8 protein-coding genes are annotated in these 11376 nt (G+C 34.2%); 4 read left to right on the forward strand and 4 right to left on the reverse strand.

What is annotated here, in order from left to right:
- Together AC3DU7_RS12805 and AC3DU7_RS12810 are read right to left on the reverse strand one after the other, a co-directional pair.
- On the reverse strand, positions 1–2969 hold a 2969-nt coding region (locus tag AC3DU7_RS12805; protein ID WP_488039727.1), incomplete at its 3' end, for a VIT domain-containing protein.
- Between the two features lie 1102 nt (positions 2970–4071).
- Entirely contained in the window at positions 4072–4716 is a 645-nt protein-coding gene (locus AC3DU7_RS12810; RefSeq protein WP_488039728.1) for a class I SAM-dependent methyltransferase, read from the reverse strand.
- 393 nt (positions 4717–5109) lie between these two features.
- On the opposite strand from AC3DU7_RS12810, the gene phnC reads away from it, so the two are divergent.
- The 3 genes from phnC to phnE all read left to right on the forward strand — a co-directional run bounded on the left by phnC (position 5110) and on the right by phnE (position 8596).
- Positions 5110–5862 (forward strand): phosphonate ABC transporter ATP-binding protein, encoded by a 753-nt coding sequence (gene phnC / locus AC3DU7_RS12815; protein ID WP_488039729.1) that lies wholly within the window; start codon positions 5110–5112, stop codon positions 5860–5862.
- Between the two features lie 329 nt (positions 5863–6191).
- Positions 6192–7106, forward strand: coding sequence for a phosphate/phosphite/phosphonate ABC transporter substrate-binding protein (gene phnD / locus AC3DU7_RS12820; RefSeq protein ID WP_488039730.1), 915 nt, complete (start codon positions 6192–6194; stop codon positions 7104–7106).
- A 686-nt stretch (positions 7107–7792) separates the two neighbouring features.
- On the forward strand, positions 7793–8596 hold the full coding sequence (gene phnE / locus AC3DU7_RS12825) for a phosphonate ABC transporter, permease protein PhnE (protein ID WP_488039731.1): 804 nt from the start codon (positions 7793–7795) through the stop codon (positions 8594–8596).
- A gap of 214 nt (positions 8597–8810) precedes the next feature.
- Here the strand turns inward: phnE and AC3DU7_RS12830 are convergent, their stop codons facing one another.
- A complete protein-coding gene (locus AC3DU7_RS12830) occupies positions 8811–9059 on the reverse strand; it encodes a hypothetical protein (RefSeq protein ID WP_488039732.1) in 249 nt (82 codons plus the stop codon).
- Here AC3DU7_RS12830 and AC3DU7_RS12835 point away from each other — a divergent pair.
- A complete protein-coding gene (locus AC3DU7_RS12835) occupies positions 9027–10022 on the forward strand; it encodes a phosphonate dehydrogenase (RefSeq protein WP_488039733.1) in 996 nt (331 codons plus the stop codon). The two genes, AC3DU7_RS12830 and AC3DU7_RS12835, sit on opposite strands and share 33 nt — an antisense overlap.
- A gap of 353 nt (positions 10023–10375) precedes the next feature.
- On the opposite strand, the gene AC3DU7_RS12840 is transcribed toward AC3DU7_RS12835, so the two are convergent.
- Positions 10376–11080: a CADD family putative folate metabolism protein gene (locus tag AC3DU7_RS12840; protein WP_488039734.1), complete on the reverse strand. Its 705-nt coding sequence runs from the start codon at positions 11078–11080 to the stop codon at positions 10376–10378.
- Between the last annotated feature and the right edge of the window lie 296 nt (positions 11081–11376).

Consider the following 11376-nt stretch of genomic DNA (forward strand, 5'->3'; position numbering starts at 1 on the left):
AATATCGCCCAAACAAAACTAGGTTCTGGAATACCTACCATCCCATCAGGAGTTTGTTTTTTCACTTTCTCCCGACGACTAGAATTATTAGGATCAACTCGTTGTTCATCACTCACCGCCACAAAAGCAGTATATTTTGACATCAACCGATAACCCAAAGCTACATTTGTCACAGCTTCAACTTTTTCTGACATCTCCCCATCACTCATTTCCAACATCAATTCCTTAATTTTTGCCCGTCCCCAAAGTTGAGCGATCGCTTCATTCCCACCATCAGAGTCAAAGCGCAATGGAAAAGTTTTACGATAGGTTTTCCCACCAGCAGCAACGGCAGTTATTTGCAAGTTTCCACTGAGTCGATCTTGTTTACGTCCGTACAAAATTAAAGGTTGTTGAGCAAATAAGTCCGCAGGTTTGAGTGGGAATATTTCGGGAGCTTCTCCTAAACCCTGCCAAGTTACTTCTATATTAGTCAACACTGGGTTATTAATTTCATTGAAAAACTTTTCTGCTACCGCATCCACAGATTCATCGTGACGCACAACATGGACTGTACCTCGTCCCACTTCTGCCAGTCGGTTTAATAAAAATCGATTTACGGAGCTACCTACACCAAAACTATAAAGACGATTTCCTGGTTGTAGTTGTTTTTGTATGCGAGAAATGATTTGATTTTCATTGCCAATTAAGCCATCTGTTACTAGGACAATACTTCGCAGTCGCCCATTTTTTGCAGGTGAAAAGTTCAGCACAGTATCAATTCCATTGAGTAATTCTGTTCCACCATTTGCTTTTAAGTTATTAACATAATCTATGGCTTTTTTCTGGTTAGCAGGAGTATTAGCTAAAGGTTGGGTTGATAATGTTTGAGCGCTATTAGCAAAGTCAATAATTGTAAAGGTATCGTCAGGATTTAATCCCTGAAGAAAACGGCGCATTAATACTTTAGATTGTGCTAAAGGGGCACCGCTTTGGGAACCGGATGTATCCATTAAAAATACTACATCTTTCGGTACAATTTCTTTGGTTTGATATTCCAGAGCGGGAATTAAAGAAACTGCAAAATGTCCGCCTTTATTGTCTGCTTGAGAGAGAACTGTAGATTGGGTTTCTTTGCCAGCTACTTGATAACGAAGAACTAAATCTTTATTGGGAATAGTGTCAGTTTTGTTTAATTGTACTTGAGTAATAGATGGTAATCCTGACGCAGCAACTTTTTGAATTTGGATTTGATGGGAGGTGGAGGTAATATTAGAAATTGGTACTCCGGCATCAATTTCAACTGTGACATTAATATCATGGCCTGAACGTTCTTTTGGTGGAGTTTTTGCCGTTTGAGAAAGTAAGTTAGGAAGATAATTTGTGGTAGACAAACTTGCTAAATGAATTGGTTTTTCTGGAAAGCTACTTAAATTAGAATTTCCTGGATTATAACGAGGTCCGACAACCATAGGAAAGACAAATTCATAGTCACCTCCGGCAAATTTTAAAGCATCAGTGTAGCGAATTACTACTTCTATAGTTTCCCCTGGTTGAATATTAGCTAAAGACTGAGTAAAAATATTAGGTCGTTCTTGTTCCAGTAAAGCAGCAGTTTTTCCTTCTTTTTTAGCTTTATTGTAGATTTTTTTTGCTTGTTCCCGTTTTTTAATAACGCCTTTAATTACGCGATCGCCTATGCGAATTTCCATATCATCTACAGCAGATTCATCGGGAAGTGGAAATTGATAAATTGCTTCTAAAGGAGTTTTATAGGGATTAGTAAAACGTTGAACTACTTCTACCCGCGATACATTTCCCGCAATTTTAGCTGTAACATCTGTATGTTCTAATGGAAAAGCTTGTACTGTCCCTGTGGGAGATTTTGCATATAATCCGCCAAATTCTGGAGGTGAAATAGTAGGTTTTTGAGGTTCTGATTTAAGTTTTTCTGATTGAATAACAACAGGTTTTTGTCGAGGAGAACTTGAAAATATTCCTGCTAAAACTATCCCCGTTAAATATAAGCAACTTATACCTGCAACTCCACCAATAAATAATTTATGGATATGATTTTTTGCTGTATTTAATTCTGGAGAAGCATTCAAATCATGTAAAATTTCCCGTGCTGTTTGATAACGATTTTTAGTCGCAGTTTTCAGCATTTTATCAATAATTTGACTCAACTGAAGAGAAACAGGAATCTTTAAATAATCTCGCCAAACCCAACTATCCTCACTACTATCAAATAAATCAAAAGGTGCTACTCCAGTAAGTAGATAAATACAAGTTATAGCCAAACTATAAATATCGCTAGCAAAGATGGCTTTACCTCTTACTTGTTCTGGTGCAATATATGCTGCTGAACCAATTAAAGTTCCAGTTTTTGTCAAAGCAGTTTTAGAGGTAAATTTAGCTGCACCAAAATCAACTAAAACTAGAGAAAATTTCTGATTTTCACCTCGCTCGGACTTAGCAATACGAACAATATTTTCTGGTTTAATATCTCGGTGTATTACCTGATGGCTATGAACAAATTCCAAGATAGATAACATTTCATTCAGAAATTCTCGGATTTTAGCTTCACTAAAAACTCCCTCTGTTGCCAACTCTTCAGCTAAGTTTTGACCAGCAATATATTCTTGTACTAAATATTGATGATTATCTTGAACTAAATGAGCAAAAAGTTCTGGTATTTGTCGATGTTTGCCGAGGGTTTCTAAACGTACTGCTTCTTGTTCAAATAATTCTGTAGCCTTCTGAATACTTTTAGCATCTTGAACTGTGGAGAAAAATTGTTTAATTACACATAAAGGTTTTGAAGGTTTGAACTCATCCACAGCTTTAAAAGTTCGGCCAAAACCACCCTCACCAATAATTTCTAAAGCACGATATCGTTCTGCCAATAATAGTTTTGAACCACATTCCTGACATAGTTCTGTTTCTGCTGAATTCTGATGTAAACAGTTAGGATTAAAACATTGACTCATGGTATTTCTCAACTTTCTAGAATGACAGTCATTTCAGTTATCAGTTATCAGTTATCAGTTATCAGTAACTCTGCAATAAAGAGGTTACGAAAATACGGAATCTTCTTTTTTCTTAGTATGATGGATATGGTTTTGAGACCCGCTCTTATCAGAGTCGCTCCGCTTTACATGTTGCGGAGCAAAACGCCATCCCACCCTATTCTTAAGAGAAAATATTGTGGTTTGACTAATCAACCCAAAACGATATTACCTAAGATTTTAAATAAGGAAATAGCATTTTGTTTATCTCCACTGTCAACTTCCTATTTTCCCGAATAGTAGAAAAAAATTTTTGTCTAACTTTTTTTGTAAAGTGCAATAGTTACAATAAATTGATAAATTTTTGCTACAAATAGCTAGGATATTTCTTAGGAGTCAGGAGTCATAATTAATGACTTTGGGTGCATCTCATATTTATTTGCAAAAATACTTTTTTCTTATATATTCCCTATTCCCTGTTGCCTGTTGCCTGTTGCCTAAAAGCGATAAATTTTTGGCTTTATTCAAAATTGAGATGCACCGATGACTTTAATACCAGTTTTTAGGTCTAAATTTATTTTTTTAGTCGAAGATAAATCTCGGATAAAGTATTTTAATTGCCCTTATTATTCGTAACATTATTTTTTAAAATTTTTAAAATATCTTGCTCTTTTGCTAGGTGTTATTCATCCACATCTACTATTACTATGCAGAACTACAAAAACAAATAAATTTCATATTTCAAGCTTCCTACTTCAGAAGTCGGTAATAATAGTGGTTAAAAAAAATCACCCATAAATGTCGATTTGACTAAAAACAGAGTTTGATTCTAATAACTCTAATAAATGATATATAGGCTATTTATACGTAAGCATTCAGCTATTAGCAGTTAGCTCTCAGCTTTTTAATGAATGAAGCCATCTTTATTTCAACTTCTACTACATTTTTAACCAGAGTATTTAAGTACAAGAAAGAATCGCTTGAGTTCTGAACCCATGCAATTCTGTGGTAAGAAATCAGTTAATAATTCATAGCTGATAGCTGAATGCTGACGGCTGTTTGCGCAGCAGTCCGTAGGAAATGCTTACATTTCTCCTGACTCCTGACTCCTAAAGAATGCGGTTACAGCCATCATTCCCCAAATAATTCCTAAACGAAATTTAGTTGCAGAATGTACTTCAAATTGGGCAGATACTAATAACTGATGTAACTCTGCTTCGGTATAACATTGTTGATGAGCAGGATCGAAAAGTTGTAAAAACCAGTCACAAATTCTACAGACAAAATAATCTTTATTCCAGTCAAGAATTATTACTTTACCATTTGGTTTAAGCACCCGTTTCATTTCTCCTAATGCTACTTGAGGTTTGTCAAAAAAATGAAAAGAATTAGCACATACAACTACATCAAAAGAATGACTATTAAATGGCAGTGAATGAACAGAAGCTTGTTGAAACTTGACATTAGAATAAGCCTGATATTTCTTTCTAGCTACATTTAACATATTTTCAGATATATCAACTCCTATAATTTCTTGTTTTGGATTTTTTTTGAGCAAAATTCGTTCAAATTCCCCAGTGCCACAAGCAACGTCTAGAATTATTTTCTGTGGTTCAATATCTTCCCAATTGTGGAGGAATGTAAGAGTATTAATAATATAATTCCGCCAGCGTAAATCATAAATATTAGCAAGTTGATCGTATTGCCTTTGAACCTTAACTTCGTTCATGTTAATGTTTGAAACTTCTAACTTCCGTGGAATTTTTTTGATATATATATTTGCAGGTATTTAGACAATAATTTTATCAACTATAGCAATCCTAAATCATTCGTGATAATTTTATTGCTTCTGTGTTTGTCATTACCGACAAATTGTGGGTATGCGCCTCCCATTTTAAGGGGATAATAAATAAAAATTTTCCTTTGAATCAATCCTCTTCTTTATCAAGGAAAGGTAATTCTTAATTCTTAATTCTTAATTCTTAATTCTTAATTCTTGAACTATTCCCTAAAATCTACAATATGTCACAATTAAAATAAGATTGCTATATACTTGACCAAATATTGATATTAAAAGTAAACTCTAGGAAAAATTGATTAATCATTTAACGACTTAATAATTATGATTTATCTAAAAAATTTGGCTGTGACTTACAAAGATGGCACAGTAGCTTTACATAACATTTCTGTCGAATTTACTCCAGGAGAATTTACCGTAATTTTAGGGTCTTCTGGAGCAGGAAAATCTACCCTTTTACGCTGTATAAACTTTCTTACTTATCCTACCAGTGGAGAAGTGATTACTGAAGGATTAGGTAATTTACATAACCCGAAAATATTACGAAAACATCGTCAAAGGACAGGCATGATTTTTCAACAACATCAATTAATTCCTAGACAAACTGCTCTGAAAAATGTCCTAGTAGGTCGTTTAGCTTATCATTCTACTCTGAGAAGTTTATTTCCTCTGCCTAAAACAGATCAATATATTGCTTTAAATTGTTTAGAAAGAGTCGGTTTATTAGAGAAAGCTTTAACACCTGTAAAAGCTTTAAGTGGGGGACAACAACAACGAGTAGGAATTGCTCGTGCTTTAGCCCAAAAACCTAAATTTCTCTTAGCTGATGAACCGATCGCTAGTTTAGATCCTGCTAGTTCTCATCAAGTCCTATCAGATTTACGAAAGATTTGTCAAGAAGATAGAATTGGGGCTTTAATTAGCTTGCACCAAGTTGATTTAGCTTTAGAATATGCCGATCGAATTATTGGAATAGGTAAAGGGACAATTCTTTTTGATGGTAGTCCTTCAGAGATTAAAAACCAACAACTTGAAGAAATTTATCAAAGGGAACAGGGAACAGGGAACAGGGAATAGAAAAGAAGAAAAACAACTTTACCTCATAACTTTGGAAATTGCTATGTATCTAACTCTACCTTTAAGTAAAACTGCATAAATGTTATCTATAACACATTATAAAAAAAGGGGATTGACTTTTGAGAGACAATACTTATAATTTCATTGATGTGAGTATTTACTGCGGACTGCTGCGCAAACAGCTATTAGTAGTCAGATGGTGATTTTTAATTCTCCTTGGATTGGAGACTAATTCTTACTTCTAAACAGTATGAATTAATAACTCATAGCTGATGGCTGATAGCTGACAGCTGAATGCTTACTAATTAATTGTTTAGGGAAGAAAGATTATGTTAAGTTTAATCCTCAAAAAAAATTTTTTGATAGTGCTTTTTTTGGCTTGGTTAGGTTTAGTTAGTTGTAGTAATTCTAATACTCAAACATCAAGTACAGAAAATCTAGCAGATACAAAAGCAAATCCTGAGAAATTAGTGGTTGCTTTATTACCAGATGAATCTGCAGCTACTGTAATTCAAAATAATAAAGGACTTGAGACTTATTTAGAAAATAAATTAAGTAAAGATATTGAATTATTTGTCAGCACTGATTATTCTTCCATGATTGAAGTGGCTAGCAAAGGACGTTTAGATTTAGCATATTTTGGTCCATTATCTTACGTTTTAGCCAAAACTAAAAGTAATATTGAACCCTTTGCTGCTTTAGAAAAAGATGGAAAAACCACTTATCAAGCTCTAGTGATTGGTAATGCAGAATCAGGAATTGATTCCTATGAAAAAATAGAAGGAAAAGTCATGGCTTATGGCGATCAAGCTTCTACTTCTAGTCACTTAATTCCCAAGTCAATGTTAATGGAAAAAGGATTAAAAGCTGGGGAAAATTATGAAGAAGTTTTTGCAGGTGCCCATGATGCTGTTGCTGTTGCTGTTGCTAATGGAAAAGCACAAGCGGGAGGGTTGAGCAAACCCATTTTCACAGCCTTAGTTGAGAGGGGAACAATTGATAAAAATAAGGTAATTATTATTGCTGAATCTAGACCTTTTCCTCAATATCCTTGGACAATGCGTTCTGATTTAGAACCTGAACTTAAAACACAAATTCAACAGGCATTTTTAGAATTAGAAGATGAGGCGATACTAAAGCCATTTAAAGCAGATGGATTTCAATCAATTACAGATGAAGATTATAATGTGGTGAGAGACTTAGGAAAACTACTAGATCTTGATTTTGCTGAATTGAGTAAATAATAAATAAGCTGTCAGCTATCAGCTATCAGCTATCAGCTTCCTAAACACATCTAAAATTTCCTCCTACACAATTAATTGTACGAGTTAACCACTTAAGTTAGTCATTATTGCGTTTCAATTCTATAGTTGAAAATGTAGTAGAAGTTAAACGAAAAGCTTGCTTAATTTATGAAAAATATTAAATAGGGCTTGCTGATTAAATATCAAAGCATTGATTGATATTGGTTGTAGAATTTTTTTGTCTAAAAAAGTGTCAGCTTTGTCGGTGAAAAGAGCTGCATAAAGCTAGTATTTTGAGACGATTATGGCAGAAAAATAAACGGAAATTTTTTCCGACTACCGCCTCTATAATTATCCTAATTCCTGACTACTGACTACTACGAAAAGCAAAAATACTTTTTCAGCAAACCCTAAATATCTGAGAGCTGATTGTTAATAGCTGAATGCTTACAAAAAAATAGTCAATTTTATTCTAAAAATTATCTTTACTGATAACTGAAAACTGACAACTGATAACTGACAACTTATATAGCATTTTCAAATGAGATGTTAAATAAGAGTTGGTTATTTACTAACGGTAAAAAGTCCGGCAAACCTTCTTACCTGTTGCCTGTTGCCTAAAAGCGATCGGTTTTTTTACGCAATTCAAATGAAATTACTATAACTGATAACTGATAACTGAAAAGATGGTTACTCATAATAAATTTGATAGTTTGCTCCGTCAACAACAAAGAAGTTGGTATATTTCTTTGACTAAAACATTGATTTTGTTAGGCATTATTTTAGTGAGTTTTGGGAGTGTGGGATTATTGGATGGACAACGGTTATCTGAGGGAGTTCCTGACTTAATTGACATGGTTGGAGAAATGTTCCCGCCTGATTTTAGTCGTGCTCTAGACTGGATTAAACCTTTAGTTGATACTATTGCTATGAGTATTGCTGGAACAGGTATGGCTATTGCTCTTTCTCTTCCCCTTTCTTTAGGAGCTGCTCGTAATACCACACCTCATCCTGTTGTTTATTTCCTATCAAGAATGATTCTGAATATAGCCAGGGCAATTCCTGAATTAATTCTAGGAATTCTGTTTGTGGCAGCAGTTGGATTTGGCACACTTCCTGGTGTATTAGCATTAGGATTTCATTCAATTGGTATGGTGGGAAAATTCTTTGCTGAGGCTATAGAACATACGGATAATGCTCCTATTGAAGCGGCAAAATCTGCGGGAGCTAATCATTTACAAATTATTTTTCATAGTATTTTTCCGCAAATTTTTCCTCAAATTGCTGATGTAACTTTTTACCGTTGGGAATACAATTTTCGAGCCTCAATGGTATTAGGAGCTGTGGGAGCTGGTGGCATTGGATTTGAGATTATTGGAGCTTTACGTTTACTCAAATATGAGGAAGTTTCTGCACTCTTATTAGTTGTGTTAATAATGGTTACTTTAGTTGATAGTTTAAGTAATTATTTACGTCAAAAATTTAATTAAGGAAGAAGGAAGGAGGAGTCAATCACAAGTATATGAAGTACAGATTTAATAATTAAATTAAATTTTCTCAGTGCGAGCATCTTGCTCGCATGGGTATACCTCACCAAAATGGAATTGTAATTAGGGCTTGCTGATTAAATCTAAAGGTCTTTACAGATAAAGATTTTAGGCTTTTTCTGTACTGATAGAGTACCAGCTTTTAGATGGTGATGGTTCAAAAATCTAGGATTTTGGGTGGACTATTGGCTGAAAAATCACTCTTAATAATTCTTCCTTTTTCCATCTTTCCATCTTCCTTTTTCCCTCTGTCCTTCTTCCATCTTCCTTCTTCTAAACCTTCTTCCGTCTTCCTTTTTCCTCTTTCCATCTTCCTTTTTTCTTCTTTCCATCTTCCTTCTTCCCTCTTCCCTCTTCCTTCTTCCTTTAAAATATGAATAAAAAACCTAAAGTTGTTATTACCCATTGGATTCATCCTGAAGTTATTGATTATTTAAGTCAAACTTGTGAAGTTATTCTCAATCAAACTCAAGACACATTATCTCGTGAAGAAATTATCAATCGAACTAAAGAAGCTGAAGGTTTAATGGTATTTATGCCTGACTGTATTGAATCGAGTTTTTTAGATGCTTGTCCCCAATTAAAAGTTATTGCTGGAGCTTTAAGAGGGTATGATAATTTTGATCTAGATGCTTGTACAAAACGAGGTATTTGGTTCACAATTGTCCCCGATTTATTAGCAGCACCAACAGCAGAATTAACTGTTGGTTTATTAATTGGATTAGGTCGTCGAATGTTAGAAGGCGATCGCCTAATTCGTGATGGTAATTTTCAAGGATGGAAACCACAACTTTATAGTAGGGGATTATTAAATCAAACTCTAGGAATTGTGGGAATGGGAAAATTAGGAAAAGCTTTGGTTCAAAGATTAGTAGGTTTTGAAATGAACTTACTTTACACCGATCCTATTCCTTTATCTTTAGAACAAGAAACTACCTGGAAAATCTCTAGAGTGTCTTTAGAAGAACTCTTAAAAAGTAGTAATTATGTCGTGTTAATGGTACCTCTAATTCCTAATACTTATCATCTGATTAATCAAGATACCTTAGCTAAGATGAAACCAAATAGTTTCCTAATTAATCCCTGCCGGGGGTCAGTTGTAGATGAGAAAGCGATCGCCTCAGCAATTCAATCTGGACATTTAGCTGGATATGCTGCTGATGTATTTGAGATGGAAGATTGGGCAATTCCTCATCGTCCTCAAGAAATTTGCAACACATTAATAACTGAGAAAAATCAGACTTTTTTTACCCCTCATTTAGGTTCTGCTGTTGATGAAATTCGCCACGATATTGCTCTTGAAGCAGCTAAAAATATTATTCAAGTTTTATCAGGAAATATTCCTCAAGGGACAGTTAATAAGTTCTAATATAAAATTACAGCATTTTTGAGGAAGCGTGAGGTACAGTTTTCATCAATTAATAATGGATAATTACAAGAAGGTTTTAACCATTACGGAATTGAATATCAGGAAATCTGATTTTTTTCTCCTTAAAATGAGAGGCAATAAAGCCGAATAGATTAATTATCAATTATCCATTGTAAAACTATTCTTATATTTCCTGTCCCCTGTTCCCTAGGGCAATAAAACTTTGTACCTCCAAGACTCGAAAACTGCTGTAATTTGAATAATTACTATTCAAAAGACTAGAGGCAGATATGCAAAACCCCTAGTCTTTCATCAGTAACCTAATTATTTAAAATTTTTGATTGTAAATTTAGTTAATTTACAGCTTGACAATATTCTTCATAAACACCATCAAGCAATAAATTTAAAGCATCTACTGCCTTAGCTGCTGCTGATAATGCTTCCTGTTTTTGAACATCAGTTTCGCACATTTTTACTAATGCTTCTCGTGTAACTTGGCTGTGAATTTCATCAGCTTTTTCATGTACTTTAAAAAAGGATAAAGCTGCTTCAGAATTAATGCCATAAAATTCTTTCAAACCAGCAATTTTAGTAGTCGCAACTTCAGGAATTTGAGACTCATAAGCATAAAGAGCAGCTAAACCTTTTGCTGGATTTTCACTGCGAGCTAACTCTTTGAGAATACTTACAGATTCCTTGGTTTTTGCTAAATGTTGTCTATTTTTAACTGCTTCCCGTTTTACACCCAAACCTTCCGCAAAACGTAACCATAATTCCGGATGATTTGCTGCTCCCATTTCCTCTTCCATGAGATTTTCCAAGAGCATTTTACGAGTTTCTAAATCATCACAAGCTGCATGAGTAGCACTAACATAAGTGGGGAAATAATGAACTTGTAAATAATATTCTTGAGCATACTCTTGCAACATTTCTAGAGAAAGTTTTCCTTCATTCCACATTTGGTAGAAAGAATGCTTAAGTAAATGTTGTTTTTCAATAACCTCATCAAGTTGTGCAAGGAAATCTTGTGCAGTCATTTGTGTATTTTGAAGCAACATACTTATTTAGTAAATTAATAGTTTCAGATATGGATATTATCACATCTTGTTCTACAGCGCTATGCACAAGTCTGTAGGGGCGAATGACATTCGCCCTCTGTAGAGTCTCTGGTTAAGTCCTTATTTATTGTCGTTAACTAAAAGATTTAGTCTTCTTCTTTTTTGGAAGATATTAGCAAGTATCATATATTTGCAACTACGTCAAATCACTGTTAGAGCAACTGATGAAAATTTGTCAATCTTGGCTGAAGAAATATCAGGTAATTCCTGAAAAAACAACGAAATAATCATGGTTT

Source organism: Okeania sp. (assembly GCF_983059655.1).